Raw genomic sequence first — 16,332 nt, 5'->3', positions numbered from 1 at the left:
ACGCCAGGAGTCATTATGCTACCCATCCCTGCTATTGATTTAAAAGACCAACAGTGTGTACGCCTAAAACAAGGCCGCATGGAAGATTCAACCGTCTTTTCTGACGACCCCGTTGCAATGGCTGGCAAATGGGTCGATGCAGGCTGCGAACGCCTGCATTTGGTAGATTTAGACGGCGCTTTTGCAGGCGAACCCGTTAATGGTGAAGTTATCGCCAACATTGTCAAAGCTTACCCACAAATTCCTGTACAAATCGGCGGGGGCATTCGCAGCATAGACACCGCTAAACGCTACATCGACCTAGGCGTAAAATACGTCATCATTGGCACCAAAGCCGTTGAATCCCCCGAATTCGTCACTGAGTTATGCGCCGCTTATCCACAGCATGTCATGGTCGGCATTGATGCCAAAAACGGCATGGTAGCCACCGACGGTTGGGCCAACGTGTCTAATGTCAGTGCGATTGATTTGGCCAAGCAATTCGAAAACCTCGGCGTACAGGCCATTATTTACACCGACATCGCGCGCGATGGGATGATGCAAGGCGTTAACGTTGAACAAACCGCCAACCTCGCCAGCAAAGTGCGTATTCCTGTCATTGCTTCGGGCGGCGTCGCTAGTCTAGCAGATATCAAAGCCCTTGCCACACACCCAACGCCAATTTATGGCGCCATTATTGGCCGTGCCATCTACGACGGTGCAATTGACTTAGCCGAGGCGTGTGCGCTCGCCAAGACGCTCGGGGCGCAGTAATGGGACTTGCTAAACGTATTATTCCTTGCCTTGATATTGATAATGGCCGCGTGGTCAAAGGCACTAATTTTGTCAATATCCGTGACGCTGGAGACCCAGTAGAGGCAGCCAAACGCTACAATGACGAAGGCGCGGATGAACTTTGTTTTTTAGACATTACCGCCAGCGTTGAAAACCGAGACACCATCGTTCATGTTGTCGAACAAGTGGCAAACGAAGTCTTTATACCGCTGACTGTCGGCGGTGGCATCAAAACTATCGAAGACATCCGTCGATTACTCAATGCAGGCGCTGACAAAGTAGCGATTAATACCGCCGCGGTTTTTAACCCCGATTTTGTCCAATCGGCAAGTGATTTTTTTGGCAATCAATGTATTGTCGTTGCCATTGATGCAAAGCAAGTAAATAACGACCCCAAACAATGGGAAATCTTCACCCATGGCGGACGCAAACCAACGGGAATTAATGCCATCGAATGGGCGAAAAAAATGGCTGATTTAGGCGCGGGGGAATTGTTGGTGACCTCAATGGACCGAGATGGAACAAAAAACGGCTTCGATAATGCCTTAATGCGCACCATCGCAAAAACCGTTGATATCCCAATTATTGCCTCGGGTGGCGTAGGGAACTTACAAGATTTAGTCGATGGCATTCAACTTGGGTTGGCCGATGCCGTCCTTGCGGCCAGTATTTTTCATTTTGGTGACTATACCATCTCCGAAGCCAAGCATTACCTACAAGAAAATGGCATCGAAGTTAGACTCATTTAGATGATGAATATAACAAATAACAGGACAAGCAATAACCACCATAACGGATTAACTGATATCATTGTCCCCTCATGCTCCCTTTGCAACGAATTCACTCATGCGAATTTACGCATACGAATTCACGCGCGCACTCAGACGCACTAATGACAACGGCACTAATACACCCATGATGCATTGGAAACACCTACTGACGGACAAACGATTAGGCAAAACACAAAGCGCCAAAGAACACGACCGCTCGGCTTTTCAAAAAGACGTGGACCGCATTATTTTTTCATCAGCGTTTAGACGACTGCAAGACAAAACTCAAGTATTTCCGCTGGCCAAAAATGACTACGTCAGAACCCGTCTGACGCATTCTTTAGAAGTCGCCAGTGTCGGGCGCAGCCTAGGCACGTTGGTTGGCAAGCATATCGTACAAAAACACACTGACCTGACACACATCACACCAGAGGACATTGGTAGCATTGTCGCAGCAGCTTGTCTGGCGCATGACATTGGCAACCCCCCGTTTGGGCATTTTGGCGAAGCCGCTATCCGCGCGTTTTTCACCGAACGCCCAGTTGGGCAAGCTATTTGCCAGCAGCTAACTCCCGCTCAGCAGGCTGACTTAACGCATTTTGAAGGCAATGCCCAAGGGTTTCGCATCGTTACACGGTTACAAAATCCAGATATTGCGGGTGGCTTGCAACTCACGCAAACGACACTGGGCGCTTTTTGCAAATATCCGTGTACACGCGCGCACTACAACCCCAACAATATCGCGACCAAAAAAAACGGTCTCATTATCGCCGATGTGCCGTATTTCCAGGCAATTGCCAATGAACTGGGCATCATCCAAACCGCCGCGCAGGCTTGGGTAAGGCATCCATTGGTTTATTTGATGGAGGCTGCTGACGATATCTGCTATGCCATTATCGATATTGAAGATGCACACCAAGTCAAAGCCGTTTCTTATCACGACGCAATCGGCCTACTGCAACCACTGGCAGGCAATTATGACCACTTGCGTTTTCAACAAATGCGTAGCCGTAGCGACCAAATCAGTTTCTTACGGGCTAAAGCGATTGGCAACTTATTGCACCAAGCTGTTGAGGCATTTATCGATAACGAAGACCGCTTGTTGGCTGGCAACTACCCACAATCTATCGTTAAAGCCATCCCTGACCACGACGCATTGAATGCATTGACCCAGTTTGCGGAGAAAAATATCTACAATTATCCGCAAGTCGTTGAAACCGAGATGGCAGGCTATCGAATTCTAGGCGATTTAATGGAAATGTTTTGTAGCATGATAGAAGATATGGCGCAACACGCAGACAATCCTAGCAATGCCAAAGCCGCCAGCAATATGCTGTTTAATTTGCTGCCGACGCGCTTTATCGGACCTGAACGAAAAATCGCCACTTGCCCCTATCAGCGCACACTCAGCATAGGCGACTTTGTCTCGGGAATGACTGATTCTTATGCGGTATCGTTACATCAAAAACTAACTGGCATTAAACTCTGACTCATCGCATCAGACGACTCACCTCAACCACATCGCCTCAAGCACATCGATTGATTGACGACTATTTGATAATTTTAAGCGAACTACGCCTTGGTTCATTCCGTTTTGATTCATTCGGCTTTGATTCATTCCGCTTTGGCTCACCTCGTTTAGATGAGCGTGCTTTGGCGGCTGGTTTCATTTGGCGGCCATCTTGATGGCTGTTTTTTTGATTGTATTCTGCGCCTAACGCACCATCCACAGCATCCAACGAATCCGATACCTGGGGATTCGATGCCTGGGAATCGAATGTTTGGGGATCCGAAGCCAGCGAATCGGAAGAAACACCCGCTTCCGCGGCCACCGCAGGGAACTGCAAGCCTTCGCCTGTTTCTTTCGCCAATATAGCCATAATGCTGTCAATTGGCAAAAAAACATCAAAAACGCGACCTGAAAAACGTGCCTGGAAAGTAATCGCCGCATTATCTAATACCAAGTTAACACAAGCCGCAGGTGAGATATTTAAGACCAATGGATTTTCAACGCGCAAGTTATCAGGCAACCCAATATCCGAACACCTTGTGTCGATATAAACATATGGCGTGACAGCGTTGTCACACATCCATTCATACATCGCACGAATGAGGTAAGGCTTATTGGAGGTCATCCTTTTTTGCGCAACTCTTTTTCGTAGTCTGATAATGCGTTTTTAAAGCCTTCTCGACCAAACATATCCGCCGCATAGCCTTTTAGATTATTTACCGCCGCCTCGGGCAGCGTGATGCCAAAATGCGGCAGTCGCCACAACACAGGTAGCACCGCGCAATCCAGTAGACTCATGCTATCAGACAGCAAGAAATCGCCCTGTTTAAACAAGGGAGAAAGTTGTGAAACGCTGTCTCTTAATTCTTTTATCACTTGTTTGCGTTTGTTAGCCGACAAGCTGTTAGACTCTAATTCAATCATCCGTGAATACCATTCAGACTCTATGCGATAAACAAGCAAGCGGAGCTTAGCTCGGACAATGGGCTCAATGGGCATTAACGCTGGATGTGGGTAGCGTTCGTCCAAATACTCAGAGATAACGCGCTCGTCAAATAACACCAAATCGCGGTCTAATAAGGTTGGCACTCGTCCAGACGGATTTAAGGTCATCAAATCCTCTGGGAGTGGATCGTCAAGCGAAATAGACACCATCTCCGCCTCAACCGATTTTTCGGCGACAATCAGTCGCACTCGATGACTCGCAACAGTAACTGGGTCAGTAACAATCGTTAACCCAGCGCGTATATGACTTAATAAATTCATTTATACTCTCAAAAAATTAGTGAATGTCTCGCCAATATTCCCGTTTTAACAGGTAAAGCACGAAAGTCATCAAAATCAAAAAACCTAATACCCAAGGGCCAATACGGTGACGTTTTATCTCTGACGGGTCACTCACGTAATACAAAAACTGTGACAAATCAAACACCATTGCGTCATATTCATCAGGACTTACCGTCCCACCAACTGGCGCTGTGTAGCCAGCTAATGTTTTATGGGTTTCGCACACAGACTCGCCATCGACCGTTTTACACTGTTCGGTCTCATCGTAGATGGCTTCTTTGACCCCTTCGACGCTCGCCAATACATGTGGCATACCGACATCAGGGAAGACCCCATTATTGACACCCATCGGTTTGCTATCATCGCGGTAAAAAGCCCGTAAATAGTTATACACATAATCACTGCCTTTTGAACGCGAAATGAGGCTCAAGTCAGGCGGAACCTTGCCGAACCATTCTTGTGCATCATCGTCTGGAATTGCACTCAACATGGTTTGCGAGACAGATTGCCCTGTAAAAATCAGATTGTCTTTGATGACATCTTCGTCTAGACCCGTATCCATACCAATGCGATTATAGCGCTGAAATTCCAATGAGTGACAAGCCAAACAATAATTTACATAGTATTTAGCCCCGCGCTGAATTGACTCACTATTTGACATATTGGCAGGGAATTTATCGTGAGGCACCCAATCAGCCCCGCCCGCTGCCATTACAATATTCAGACAAAGCATAGGCAACAAGCCCATTATTTTCAATACATTTTTCATTTGGTCACCCTCTCTGGCACGGGTTTACAACGATCGATTTTGGGCAAAATCGGCAAAATCACTAGCAAATAAACAAAATAATACAATGTCAGTATTTGCGCCGTTAGCAACGCAGGACCAGTCGCTTCTTTGCCACCTAACCAAGTCAACAACAAAAATCCAATGACAAATAGTGCGGTTGTTACTTTAAAAATAGGCCCGCGATAGCGAATGGATTTGGTGGGCTCTGTATCAAGCCATGGTAAAACAAACAACAAGATAATTGCACCAAACATCAGAATAACACCCAATTGCTTCGCACTGACCTCAACACCCGTTGCTGCTGCGATAAACATCAAAACCGCGAGACCTAATACCACACCCGTGGCTTTGATCGATTGTTTTTGCGTTAGGCGATAAACACCGAAAAGCAATAACGCCGCACCAAGACCAGCAAAGAACACCCAGTCCAACCCGAATGTCGCCGCCCGTAAGATAGAATAAAATGACCCAAAATACCAAACTGGCGCAATGTGATCGGGTGTTGCGACTGGATTGGCGGGCTCAAAATTGGGGTGCTCAAGGAAATAGCCACCCATTTCTGGCGCATAAAACATAATCGCACAGAAAATAATCAAGAAAACACCCACGCCGAATAAGTCTTTCACGGTGTAATAAGGATGAAAAGGAATACCATCTCTGGGAATGCCATTTTCGTCTTTGTTGGCTTTGATTTCCACACCGTCAGGGTTATTCGAACCCACTTCGTGCAGCGCAATAATATGGGCGGCTACCAGCATCACCAAGACTAATGGCAATAAAATAACATGCAACGAGAAAAATCGATTCAGTGTCGCATCGGAGATGTAATAATCGCCTTGGATAAACTGTACGACAAACTCACCCAAAAACGGGATGGCACTAAAGAGCGAAATAATCACATTCGCGCCCCAATAGGACATCTGCCCCCACGGCAACAAATAGCCCATAAAGGCCTCAGCCATCAAGCACAAAAAGATTAACATACCAAAAATCCACACCAACTCGCGTGGCTTTTTGTACGAACCATAGATTAATGCCCTAAACATGTGCAAATAAACTACCACAAAAAATGCCGAAGCACCTGTTGAGTGCATATAGCGAATTAAATAGCCAAACGGCACGTCACGCATAATGCCTTCTACCGAAGCAAAAGCTAACGCCGTATCGGGCTTATAAAACATGGCTAGCCAAATACCTGACACAATTTGGTTGACCAAAACAAGCAACGCCAGTGAACCAAAATAGTAAAAGAAATTAAAATTTTTCGGTGCGTAGTACTCGGCGAGATGCTCGTTCCACATCTTGGTCAAGGGGAATCGTTTATCAATCCAACCAACTACATTATTTTGTGTGGTCTCATTTTTTTGCATCACACTGTCTCCTCTTCGCCGATAACAATCAAGCCATCATTTTCAAACCGATAAGGCGGAATGGGCAAATTCTTGGGCGCAGGCACACCACGGTAAACCCTACCAGCATAATCGTATTTAGAACCATGGCAGGCACAGAAAAAACCACCCAACCAGCCAGGGGTATGCGATTGGCCTTTATCGACACCTTGCAGCGTCGGCGCGCAGCCTAGGTGTGTGCAAACACCGATTAACACCATAATATCGTCACGCAATTGACGACTTTGCTCTGATTTAAGCGTCTCGGGCAAATCACTGGCTTCTGAATTGGGGTCTAATAGCAGACCGCTCGATTCAGTCTCTTTAACGGCTTTTAACATCGGCTCTGTCATACGCAGCACATAAATCGCCTTACCGCGCCATACGGCTCTTTGCTGCGCACCAGGTGGCAATTTACTGATATCCATCTCAATGGGCGCACCAACCGATTTGGCTTTTTCGCTAGGCATCCAAGACCCTAAAAATGGTGTCGCCACCCCTGCCACTGCAACGCCACCTAATGCCGACGACGCGATAACAAGTGTTTTACGCCTCGCATGATTCACCTTTTCAGAATTTTTCATGGGTTTTTTCATGTTTTTTGCTTGCTCAAAGTAGAATAAACTCGCCCATTTTACCGAATATTGCGTATAAAAATAAGCGTTATTTTATATTTTATTGATTCATTTAATAATTAAACTGGGTTGGCGCAATCAATAAAGCAACAATCCAACGCCAAAATTGCCTGCAAATGTTGCGCCAATGCGGACACACCACCACGCTCGGTCGCATGATGGCCTGCCGCGATATAATGTATGCCATTTTCTCTGGCAAAATGCACCGTTTGCTCAGAGATTTCCCCACTGACAAAGGCATCAGCACCTTCGGCTTTGGCTGCTTCAATCATGCTTTGTGCCGCACCAGAACACCAAGCAATGCGCTGAATACGGTGTTCACCACCCGCGATTACCTGCGGAGTACGCGCCAAGGTTGAGGCCACACGGTCAGCAAAGTCAGCCAAACTGCTACCTAATAAATCGCTCGATGAGCCGCTCGACAAACCATCCGATGCCTCGCCCAAAGTCTCATTTGGCATATCGCCTATCCACAACAGGCTATCCGTCCGAACAGGGGCAGGATTATCAATCTGCCATAGTCCAGCCAACTGCGCGTTATTGCCTAATTGCTCATGACCATCTAGCGGCAAATGGTAGGCGTATAAATTGATGTCGTTTTGCAATAAGGCTTTTAAACGCCGTTGTTTCATCCCCGTTACAACGGGTGATTCATTTTTCCAAAAATAGCCATGATGCACGATAATGGCATCTGCTTGCTTTGCAATCGCCGCTTCAATCAAATCCATCGAAGCCGTTACACCAAAGACGATTCGTTGGATGTTTTTTTTACCCGCTACTTGCAAGCCATTTGGCGTATAATCTTGGTAACGATCGACCAACAATAAATCGGCCAAATATTCACTTAGCATCGCTTGTGTAATCGATTTAGTCATGACTTAACCCACCAAAATCTCCCCATCAAACCATTCTTCATCAAACAACTTCCCATTAGTCAATCGTCAAGATTTCAGTCAATGCGGCTTTGAGTTTGGCATTTTCTGCGGGCAACCCAACCGTAATTCGCAGTATATTTTTTAAAATTGGGTGCTGCCCATCGAGATTTTTCACTAAAATTTGATAATCATCGCGTAGCCGTGAAAACACCTCAGGCGCATTATCGACTCTCACTAACAAAAAATTCGTTTCTGAGGAATAAACAACCAACCCAGCTTGCGCTGAAAGCCAGTCATAAAGCGCCGCTTTTTCAGCGACGATATGGTTAACACAATCCGCTAGGTACGTTTTTTGCTCCAGCATAAAGCGTGCAGTCGCCTGCGTAAACAAATTGATGTTATATGGCATTCGTACATTTTCAAAAAAACCAGCGACTGACGGATGGCTTAACATATAGCCTAGACGGATTCCCGCCATACCAATTTTGGACAGCGTTCTAATCAAAATCGCATTTTCGTATCGCGCCACCAAGTCTAAGGCGCTATCGCTTGCATACGCACTATACGCTTCGTCAATGACAACAAACCCGTTGCTGGTTTGCAAGACTTTTTCAATCAACGCACGCGACAGGATAACGCCCGTCGGGTTATTCGGATAAGCCAAGAAGACAACCGCTGGTTGCTCACGCGCAATTGTCGCCAAAAAACTGGCTTCATCCAAACTAAAATCCGGATTAAAATCCACGCCGACAAAAGACATCCCCAATAATTCGGTCACTTGTTGATACATCACAAAACTGGGCACTGGCGAAAGCACCTTTGCGCCAGGCCGCATGAGCGCCATCAGCACAATTTGAATCAACTCATCCGAGCCATTTCCCATCATCAGTGATAGCTCAGCGGGCAGCGAAAACGCCTTGCGAATCGCCGCCCCCAAAGACGAAGAACTCGAATTAGGATAACGATTAATATTGACATGTGTCAATATCGCCGCCAAGGCTTGGCGCATTTGCTCTGGCAATTTATAGGGAGACTCCATCGCATCGAGCTTTATCATGCCGCTACTTTTAGGGACATGGTAAGGCTGCATGGTTTGTACTTTATCTGTAAATAAACTGACCAAAGAAGGCGTTACTGAAGGCGTTGTTGAAGGCGTCGCTGAATGATTCGATGTTGTCATGACTAAGACTCAAATTGAATGCGTAATTGTGCAGAAAGGGCATGCGCTGGCAGCCCCTCGGTTTCAGCGAGGCGCTTAGCCGATTTAGCCAATTCACTGGCTTTGTCTGCCGTACAGTAAATAAGACTACTGCGTTTCTGAAAATCATAAACACCCAAAGGCGACGAAAACCTAGCCGTCCCCGAGGTTGGTAACACATGATTAGGCCCTGCCACATAATCGCCTAACGCTTCACAACTATACGGCCCAACAAAAATCGCCCCTGCGTGTTTGACGCGCTGTGCAATATCCATCGCATTTTCCGTCAGTATTTCCAAGTGTTCGGGGGCAATCAAATCAACCACGGCAACGGCTTGTTCAATGTCATCAACCAAAATCACGGCACCCCGCTCTGTCATTGATTGCTCGATGATTTCACGCCTTGGCATGTCATTGAGCATGCTCCGCATCGCTTCAACCACTTCGTTTGCATACGCTTCGCTCGTTGTAATCAAAATCGCCTGTGCATTAACATCATGCTCAGCCTGTGAAAATAAATCGGCTGCTGCCCACTTAGCGGGCGCTGACCCATCACCGATAATAGCAATTTCAGAAGGCCCGGCCATCATATCGATATCCACCTGACCAAAGACTTGCCGTTTTGCTGTTGCCACAAAAATATTACCTGGGCCAACAATTTTATCGACAGGACTGATTGATTCTGTGCCATAAGCCAATGCCGCGATCGCCTGGGCCCCGCCAATGGTGTAGTATTCGTCCACTTCACACAAAAACGCCGCAGCAAGCACGTATTGATTCAACTCACCATCCATCGCAGGCGATGTCATCACCAAACGCGATACCCCAGCGACTTTTGCAGGAATGGCATTCATCAATACGGATGATGGGTAGGCCGCCTGCCCACCAGGAACATACAGCCCAACACTATCTAACGGGGTGATTTTTTGCCCCATAATACTGCCGTCGGCTTCGGTCAATTGCCAGTTTGTTATTTTTTGCCGTTCGGCATACTCACTGATGCGGTTTTTTGCCAGCTGAAGCGCCTTGCGCACCTCATCACCAATCGACTCCCATGCTTCCACCAATTGCTCTTGGCTAACGCGCAACTGCTTTACATCATTAACCAAATGCCGATCAAGCTTTTCAGTGTAATCTACCAAGGCTTTGTCACCCATGTGGCGGACACTGCCAATGATGTCTTTTACGACTTGCTCAACTTCTTGACCATAGTCCGATTCCCAAGCAACCAACCGACTAATTTCATCAGGCTTTTTGGGCTGAAATTTGATTTTTCGGATATTCATTATGCCTCCTCACGACTGCTAACAACCGTTCGCAGATCGGCGACTAATTGCGTAATTAGGTCAGTTTTCATTTTCAATGAGACGCGATTGACAATCAGACGCGTACTCACCTCTAACACGGTATCTAAGGGCTTTAACCCATTTGCTTTGAGTGTGTTACCTGTATCGACCAAATCGACAATACAGTCAGCCAACCCAACAATCGGCGCTAACTCCATCGAGCCGTACAGCTTGATAATGTCGGCGTGAACGCCTTGCTCAGCAAAATGTTTGCGCGCACTATTGACATATTTTGTGGCCACTGTCAGGCGTTTTTCGGGCAAATGCGCGACCGACTCTAACACGGCAGTCATTAATTTACACCGCGCAATCCCCAAATCCAGCATTTCAAAAATGCCAGTATAGCCATGTTCTATTAACGTATCACGACCCGAAACCCCCAAATCCGCCGCCCCATACTGCACATAGGTCGGGGCATCTGTCGTGCGAACAATCAATAGCTTAATTTTGGGATTTGTTGTCGCTATCATTAGTTTGCGACTGTGCGCAACATCTTCGGTTGGCACGATACCAATCTGCTCAAATAACGGCAGTGTCTGTTTCAAAATCCGTCCTTTTGCCAACGCAATTACCAATGAATCGGTAGGACGAGAAGAAAAATTATTGTCTATCATATCCACATTTTCAAGCATATTATGATGCAAGGCGGCAAACATCTGCGCCTAATTGGCTTAACTTGTCTTCTATTTTCTCATATCCGCGGTCAAGATGATAGACGCGATCGATTACCGTGGTTCCTTTGGCTGCCAATGCCGCCAAAACAAGCGAAGCAGACGCCCGCAAATCGGTTGCCATAACAGGCGCCGCGTGTAATTCCTCAACCCCTTCAATCACTGCAGATCGACCATCCACCGATATTTTTGCGCCCAAACGAATCAGCTCAGGCACGTGCATAAAACGATTCTCAAAAATCGTCTCAACCACTGTCGAAGCGCCTGTGCCTAAGGTATTTAGCGCCATAAACTGTGCCTGCAAATCCGTCGGAAACCCAGGAAATGGGGCCGTACGGATATCCACACTCATGATGCGTTTATTGCGCATATCTAAAGAAATCCAATCAGGACCAACCGCCACCTCTGCACCCGCCTGCTTTAATTTGGCGAGCGCTGAATCTAATATTTTTGCATTTGTTTTTTCTACTTTAACAAACCCTTGCGTCATTGCCGCCGCAACCAAAAATGTTGCGGTTTCGATGCGGTCTGGCATGACGGAATACTGACAGCCTCGTAGCTGAGAAACGCCCTCAATCACCAAGGTATCCGACCCAATACCCGTGATTTTCGCGCCCATTGCATTTAGCATATTTGCCAAATCATCGACCTCAGGTTCACGTGCGGCATTTTCTAGCACCGTGGTGCCTTTTGCTAGCACGGCTGCCATCAGTAAATTTTCGGTGCCTGTGACGGTAACTATATCCATCACAATTCTAGCGCCCACTAGCCCTTTGGGTGCTTTGGCTTGGACATAGCCTTCATTGATTGTGATTTGTGCGCCCATTGCTTCAAACCCTTTCAGGTGCTGATCAATCGGACGCGCACCAATCGCACAACCGCCAGGCAACGACACCGACACTTCGTGGAACCGCCCAAGTAGCGGCCCCATAACAAGCACCGAAGCACGCATCGTTTTGACTAAATCATAAGGCGCGGTTGTGTGTGTAATTGTCGCTGCATTGGTGCTAAACTGCCCTTGCCCAAGGTGGTTTGGCGAAAAAACGGCCTTAACACCAAACTGCTCAAGCAAGGCTTGCGTGGTATAGACATCACGCAATGAAGGGACATTATCGATTTGACAGGCCTCTGGGGTTAACAGCGTTGCCGCCAAAATTGGCAGCACGGCATTTTTCGCCCCAGAGGCAGTTACCGTACCTTGTAAAGGTATGCCACCTGTTATCTGTAATTTATCCATTATTTTCCTTTATAGCGTATTCAAATGTTAGCGTATTCGCGTGTTGGCGTGTTAGTGAGGTCAATAAACACAAAAAACCATCGACTGGCTAGGTTTTCAAGCTGATTGATGGTTAGATGGCAGAAATCGATTGATAAGGCGTCTAAAGCAACTATCAGACGCCCGTAAGGCACCCATAAGACGCCCAAGGACACCCTCACCCAAGGATACACTCAACTGGACAGATCACGCCACTTTTCTGGGGTGTAGGTCTTTAATGACATCGCATGGATGCTTTCATTTTCTATGGCTTCGGAAAACAATGATTTAATCATTTTGTGCTGTTTAATCATTGGCACACCCTCAAATACCGTAGAAACCACCGTCACGTAAAAGTGTACCTCATCTGCCGATTCTACCGCGACAAAGTCAGTCGATAGACTCGTCTCAATAACTGATTTGATTTCTTGTGTTTTCATAAGTCGTAAAATGTACCGCAAATAGGACAAAAAAGCTATAAAAAAACGGAAAATTACTGCCCCAAAGCCCGACGACAGGGATTAGACAGCGCCTATTCAATTAACCAAAAAGTAACCGTTCTGTTTTTAAAAATTTCGCTAAGCCAATGACTTGAGGCGATGGATTGACAAAGTCCAGTGACTTATTCTGACCGCGAAAGTGTGCTTTGGCGGCAATCAACACCGCAATACCCGCACTATCACAGTGCGTCAGGCCAGACAAATCCACTGGCGTGGATTGTGCTGCCTCAGATTGCGCCGCCTGAGCGCCATTTTGCGCACCATTTTGCTGTGACAATAGCTGCGCGAGTACGGTATTTGCGTTTTCGACCGTTATGCGGTCAGGCAACTGATACACCATCGTTAACTACGCTATTTAACCGCACCGCGTGCGTTTAAATCCTTAATTTCATCGATGACCTGCTGCAACCCCTTTTGCGCGACTTCTTCACCTAATGAACTTCGGTAACTCGTCACAACAGACAAGCCATCTAGCGCGACATCATAGACCTTCCATTCGCCTTGTCGATAACGCAAGCTCAGCTCCAATGCATAGCGCTCACCGACGGCATTGGTCACCGTCACGGGGATTTTAGTGCGATTTTTTCGTAGCGGACTCGGCTCACCATAGTCCACACGAGCATCGGCATAATCCAACATACTCGATGAATACGAACGCATAATGAGTTGCTTAAACTCGGTCAAAAAATCCTGCTGCTGGGTTTCGCTAGCGTCTTTCCAGCTCTGCCCTAACACAAACCTCGCCATCGCATCCACATCAAAATACGGCAGAACTTTGGCATCAATCGTTTGGTTCAACGCGCTAGGGTCGGCAGCATATTTTGATTTGTTTGCCTTTAAGTCTGACAGCATCACCTCTACAGACGCTTTGACGACCGTCAACGCGTCATCCACCGATTGCGCCCATGCACTTGCTGCCATACTCGCCCACAATGTGGCAATAACCATGCTTTTAATCACTACTTGTTTCATTATTACTCCTGAATTTTCCTTGTTAATTAGCGTCTATGCTAACGAAATTACGCCTTGAATTTGGAACAATTTGGTTAATTTATTATAGGCCAAAAACCTGACTACACTGTCGTACCAATAGTCAATTGGCGGATACTGGCAGATACTGGCAGATACTGGCAGATACTGGCAGATACTGGCAGAGATTGACTGAATTCACTGACCTTGGCTGCTACGCAAAAAGAATTGATCCAACAAGCGCTCTAGCACAATCGCCGATTTGGTAAAGTCAAATTGATCACCATCAACCAAATATTCGTCATCTGCGCCGATATCAAGACCTAGGTATTTTTCACCCAAAAGCCCTTGCGTCAACACGCTCACACTAGTATCAAACGGCAATTGGTCGTAGCGGCTATCGATTAGCATTTCAACACGGGCTTTATAGTTACTTGGTGATACCTCAATCGTGGCAACCTGCCCCACTTTGACCCCTGACAGCATAACTGGAGAGCCGACCTTTAACCCACTCACGCTATTAAACTCGGCATACAAAGTATATGACCCTTGGCGCCCAACTTGGTTGACCGAGCTGACTTTATACGCCAGAAACACCAATGCCAGAATACCTAACACCACAAACACACCAACCAACGCTTCAGCGACTACTGTTTTTTTCATTGCCTTAACCATCCTACCTAATAAATAATGCAGTTAATAAAAAGTTCACGGCAAGCACCCATAGCGAACCAATGACAACCGTTTTTGTGGTTGCGCGACCAATGCCTTCAGCGCTGGGATAACAATTTGCCCCCTGATACACGCTAACTAAGGCAACCACTAAACCAAAACTGGTACTTTTAACCAATACGCCTTGTAAAATATCTTTCTCAAAACTAACGCTAGATTGCATACCATTCCAATAGCTACCGACATCGACGCCTAATTGCACCACACCGATAAAGTGCCCACCCAAAATCGCCACCGCACAAAACAAAACCGCCAATAACGGCATCGCAATCAACGCCCCTAAAAATCGTGGCATATAAATGTATTCAACGGGATTGACTGCCATCATTTGCATACTGGATATTTGCTCGGTGGTTTTCATCAACCCGATTTCTGACGCCATCGCCGAACCTGCACGACCGGCAAATAACAACGCCGTGACCACTGGCCCTAATTCTCGCAATAACGACAGTGATACCATTGTCCCTAAGGCGCTTTCTCCACCGAACAATTTAAGCATGTTATAACCCTGAAAACTCAGCACCATCCCGACAAAAAGCCCAGACACCAAAATAATCGGCAACGACATCACCCCCAGATGATAGACCTGCATAATCACCAAGCGAAAACGCTTTGCCAGCTTAGACAAGCTCACTAGCATTTCAAACAGTAGAATAAAGGCACTGCCACAGCCTAGCCATAGCCCAATCGCCCAACGACCGATACGTTGCAATCGATTAATCATTTACTATCACCTGCTGATTCACCTGTCGATTTGCCTGCTGATTTAGCCATCATTAGCGCGTCTTCGTAAGGTATCGCTGGATAATGAAAAGGCACAGGGCCGTCTGCTTTGGCGTGCATAAACTGGGATACCCAAGGCGATTCACTTTGTTGGAGTGCATCAGGCGAATCAAATGCCTTGACTTTGCCTTCCGACAAAATACAAATTTCATCACAAATACTTGCCGTTTCAATGACATCATGGGACACAATCACACTCGTCAGCCCCAGTAATTTATTCAGCGATTGAATCATAGACACGAGCATCCCCATCGAAATCGGGTCTTGACCAGCAAACGGCTCATCATAAAACATCAAGCTCGGATCCATGGCAATCGCGCGCGCCAATGCCACGCGCCGCCGCATTCCGCCGGATAATTCAGTAGGCATTAAATGCATCGCGCCACGCAAGCCAACGGCTTCTAATTTCATCAACACCACCGTGCGAATCAGTGATTCGTCCAAATTCGTATTCTCGCGTAATGAAAAAGCCACATTATCATACACCGACAAATCGGTAAACAACGCACCACTTTGAAACAAAAAGCCCATACTTTTACGAAGCTGGGTTAATTGGCGCTCTGTCATGGTATCGACTCGCTCACCGAACACGAAAATTTGTCCGCTATCTGGCTTTAACTGCCCTGTAATCAAGTTGAGCAACGTGGTTTTACCCGTGCCACTCGGCCCCATGATGGCTGTTACCGCACCTTTTTTGACGCGTAGATTGACGCCGTCGAAAATCAAATTATTTTTACGACGAAAAACTAAGTCTTTAATTTCAATAATCAATAGTGCCTCAAATAATCAACAATTCACGCATAAACAATCCTATCGAAGCGCTATTATAGCAAAGCTTATTAAAAAAGA

Annotated in this window: 19 protein-coding genes; 3 read left to right on the top strand and 16 right to left on the bottom strand. The window is 46.6% G+C overall.

The genetic code is table 11. From position 1 onward, the window contains the following. Positions 1-15 precede the first annotated feature (15 nt). From hisA to GCU85_RS08185, 3 genes are all read left to right on the top strand, one after another. On the top strand, positions 16-753 hold the full coding sequence (gene hisA / locus GCU85_RS08195) for a 1-(5-phosphoribosyl)-5-[(5-phosphoribosylamino)methylideneamino]imidazole-4-carboxamide isomerase (protein WP_152810693.1): 738 nt from the start codon (positions 16-18) through the stop codon (positions 751-753). Further along, positions 753-1,523, top strand: a complete 771-nt coding sequence (hisF, locus tag GCU85_RS08190) for an imidazole glycerol phosphate synthase subunit HisF (protein ID WP_152810692.1) — start codon at positions 753-755, stop codon at positions 1,521-1,523. The genes hisA and hisF overlap by 1 nt, the downstream gene beginning before the upstream one ends. A gap of 97 nt (positions 1,524-1,620) precedes the next feature. After that, the gene (locus tag GCU85_RS08185; protein WP_235896268.1) at positions 1,621-3,033 is read left to right on the top strand and encodes a deoxyguanosinetriphosphate triphosphohydrolase; all 1,413 of its coding nucleotides are present in this window, start codon (positions 1,621-1,623) and stop codon (positions 3,031-3,033) included. 61 nt (positions 3,034-3,094) lie between these two features. Here GCU85_RS08185 and GCU85_RS08180 read toward each other — a convergent pair whose 3' ends face one another. From GCU85_RS08180 to GCU85_RS08105, 16 genes are all read right to left on the bottom strand, one after another. Next, entirely contained in the window at positions 3,095-3,679 is a 585-nt protein-coding gene (locus GCU85_RS08180) for a stringent starvation protein B (protein ID WP_152810691.1), read from the bottom strand. Further along, a complete protein-coding gene (locus tag GCU85_RS08175) occupies positions 3,676-4,320 on the bottom strand; it encodes a glutathione S-transferase N-terminal domain-containing protein (RefSeq protein ID WP_152810690.1) in 645 nt (214 codons plus the stop codon). The genes GCU85_RS08180 and GCU85_RS08175 overlap by 4 nt, the downstream gene beginning before the upstream one ends. A gap of 16 nt (positions 4,321-4,336) precedes the next feature. Further along, entirely contained in the window at positions 4,337-5,110 is a 774-nt protein-coding gene (locus tag GCU85_RS08170) for a cytochrome c1 (RefSeq protein WP_152810689.1), read from the bottom strand. Further along, positions 5,107-6,501, bottom strand: a complete 1,395-nt coding sequence (locus GCU85_RS08165) for a cytochrome b (RefSeq protein ID WP_152810688.1) — start codon at positions 6,499-6,501, stop codon at positions 5,107-5,109. Before GCU85_RS08165 ends, GCU85_RS08170 begins: the two co-directional genes overlap by 4 nt. Then, positions 6,501-7,115 carry a ubiquinol-cytochrome c reductase iron-sulfur subunit gene (gene petA / locus GCU85_RS08160; RefSeq protein WP_152810687.1) on the bottom strand — a complete coding sequence of 205 codons (615 nt, stop codon included), beginning with the start codon at positions 7,113-7,115 and terminating at the stop codon, positions 6,501-6,503. The genes GCU85_RS08165 and petA overlap by 1 nt, the downstream gene beginning before the upstream one ends. Positions 7,116-7,213: 98 nt before the next feature. Next, the gene (locus tag GCU85_RS08155) at positions 7,214-8,017 is read right to left on the bottom strand and encodes a Nif3-like dinuclear metal center hexameric protein (protein WP_407944981.1); all 804 of its coding nucleotides are present in this window, start codon (positions 8,015-8,017) and stop codon (positions 7,214-7,216) included. A 67-nt stretch (positions 8,018-8,084) separates the two neighbouring features. Next, positions 8,085-9,209: a histidinol-phosphate transaminase gene (gene hisC / locus GCU85_RS08150; RefSeq protein WP_152810686.1), complete on the bottom strand. Its 1,125-nt coding sequence runs from the start codon at positions 9,207-9,209 to the stop codon at positions 8,085-8,087. Between the two features lie 2 nt (positions 9,210-9,211). After that, positions 9,212-10,513, bottom strand: a complete 1,302-nt coding sequence (gene hisD / locus GCU85_RS08145; protein ID WP_152810685.1) for a histidinol dehydrogenase — start codon at positions 10,511-10,513, stop codon at positions 9,212-9,214. Continuing rightward, positions 10,513-11,187: an ATP phosphoribosyltransferase gene (gene hisG, locus GCU85_RS08140; RefSeq protein WP_152810744.1), complete on the bottom strand. Its 675-nt coding sequence runs from the start codon at positions 11,185-11,187 to the stop codon at positions 10,513-10,515. Before hisG ends, hisD begins: the two co-directional genes overlap by 1 nt. A 19-nt stretch (positions 11,188-11,206) precedes the next feature. Next, on the bottom strand, positions 11,207-12,481 hold the full coding sequence (murA, locus tag GCU85_RS08135; protein ID WP_152810684.1) for a UDP-N-acetylglucosamine 1-carboxyvinyltransferase: 1,275 nt from the start codon (positions 12,479-12,481) through the stop codon (positions 11,207-11,209). 212 nt (positions 12,482-12,693) lie between these two features. Next, complete coding sequence (locus GCU85_RS08130) at positions 12,694-12,939, bottom strand: BolA family protein (RefSeq protein WP_152810683.1); 246 nt, start codon at positions 12,937-12,939, stop codon at positions 12,694-12,696. Between the two features lie 100 nt (positions 12,940-13,039). Next, on the bottom strand, positions 13,040-13,339 hold the full coding sequence (locus GCU85_RS08125; protein WP_152810682.1) for an STAS domain-containing protein: 300 nt from the start codon (positions 13,337-13,339) through the stop codon (positions 13,040-13,042). Positions 13,340-13,350: 11 nt separating this feature from the next. Then, positions 13,351-13,971 (bottom strand): MlaC/ttg2D family ABC transporter substrate-binding protein, encoded by a 621-nt coding sequence (locus tag GCU85_RS08120; RefSeq protein WP_152810681.1) that lies wholly within the window; start codon positions 13,969-13,971, stop codon positions 13,351-13,353. A 195-nt stretch (positions 13,972-14,166) separates the two neighbouring features. Beyond that, on the bottom strand, positions 14,167-14,631 hold the full coding sequence (mlaD, locus tag GCU85_RS08115) for an outer membrane lipid asymmetry maintenance protein MlaD (RefSeq protein WP_152810680.1): 465 nt from the start codon (positions 14,629-14,631) through the stop codon (positions 14,167-14,169). Between the two features lie 13 nt (positions 14,632-14,644). Continuing rightward, positions 14,645-15,424: a lipid asymmetry maintenance ABC transporter permease subunit MlaE gene (gene mlaE / locus GCU85_RS08110; protein ID WP_152810679.1), complete on the bottom strand. Its 780-nt coding sequence runs from the start codon at positions 15,422-15,424 to the stop codon at positions 14,645-14,647. Beyond that, entirely contained in the window at positions 15,421-16,254 is an 834-nt protein-coding gene (locus GCU85_RS08105; RefSeq protein ID WP_152810678.1) for an ABC transporter ATP-binding protein, read from the bottom strand. Before GCU85_RS08105 ends, mlaE begins: the two co-directional genes overlap by 4 nt. Positions 16,255-16,332 lie beyond the last annotated feature (78 nt).

The organism is Ostreibacterium oceani, from assembly GCF_009362845.1.
GTDB classification, from domain to species: domain Bacteria; phylum Pseudomonadota; class Gammaproteobacteria; order Cardiobacteriales; family Ostreibacteriaceae; genus Ostreibacterium; species Ostreibacterium oceani.
This window is presented reverse-complemented; position numbering and strand designations above follow the sequence as displayed.

What these genes read in the sequence shown, in the direction of transcription:
- hisF (WP_152810692.1), top strand. Translation starts at nt 753, where the DNA reads ATGGGACTTGCTAAACGTATTATTCCTTGCCTTGATATTGATAATGGC.
- mlaD (WP_152810680.1), bottom strand. Translation starts at nt 14,631, where the DNA reads ATGAAAAAAACAGTAGTCGCTGAAGCGTTGGTTGGTGTGTTTGTGGTG.
- GCU85_RS08175 (WP_152810690.1), bottom strand. Translation starts at nt 4,320, where the DNA reads ATGAATTTATTAAGTCATATACGCGCTGGGTTAACGATTGTTACTGAC.
- GCU85_RS08185 (WP_235896268.1), top strand. Translation starts at nt 1,621, where the DNA reads ATGCGAATTTACGCATACGAATTCACGCGCGCACTCAGACGCACTAAT.
- GCU85_RS08170 (WP_152810689.1), bottom strand. Translation starts at nt 5,110, where the DNA reads ATGAAAAATGTATTGAAAATAATGGGCTTGTTGCCTATGCTTTGTCTG.
- murA (WP_152810684.1), bottom strand. Translation starts at nt 12,481, where the DNA reads ATGGATAAATTACAGATAACAGGTGGCATACCTTTACAAGGTACGGTA.
- mlaE (WP_152810679.1), bottom strand. Translation starts at nt 15,424, where the DNA reads ATGATTAATCGATTGCAACGTATCGGTCGTTGGGCGATTGGGCTATGG.
- hisA (WP_152810693.1), top strand. Translation starts at nt 16, where the DNA reads ATGCTACCCATCCCTGCTATTGATTTAAAAGACCAACAGTGTGTACGC.
- hisG (WP_152810744.1), bottom strand. Translation starts at nt 11,187, where the DNA reads ATGATAGACAATAATTTTTCTTCTCGTCCTACCGATTCATTGGTAATT.
- hisD (WP_152810685.1), bottom strand. Translation starts at nt 10,513, where the DNA reads ATGAATATCCGAAAAATCAAATTTCAGCCCAAAAAGCCTGATGAAATT.
- GCU85_RS08130 (WP_152810683.1), bottom strand. Translation starts at nt 12,939, where the DNA reads ATGAAAACACAAGAAATCAAATCAGTTATTGAGACGAGTCTATCGACT.
- hisC (WP_152810686.1), bottom strand. Translation starts at nt 9,209, where the DNA reads ATGACAACATCGAATCATTCAGCGACGCCTTCAACAACGCCTTCAGTA.
- GCU85_RS08180 (WP_152810691.1), bottom strand. Translation starts at nt 3,679, where the DNA reads ATGACCTCCAATAAGCCTTACCTCATTCGTGCGATGTATGAATGGATG.
- GCU85_RS08125 (WP_152810682.1), bottom strand. Translation starts at nt 13,339, where the DNA reads ATGGTGTATCAGTTGCCTGACCGCATAACGGTCGAAAACGCAAATACC.
- GCU85_RS08120 (WP_152810681.1), bottom strand. Translation starts at nt 13,971, where the DNA reads ATGAAACAAGTAGTGATTAAAAGCATGGTTATTGCCACATTGTGGGCG.
- GCU85_RS08165 (WP_152810688.1), bottom strand. Translation starts at nt 6,501, where the DNA reads ATGCAAAAAAATGAGACCACACAAAATAATGTAGTTGGTTGGATTGAT.
- petA (WP_152810687.1), bottom strand. Translation starts at nt 7,115, where the DNA reads ATGAAAAAACCCATGAAAAATTCTGAAAAGGTGAATCATGCGAGGCGT.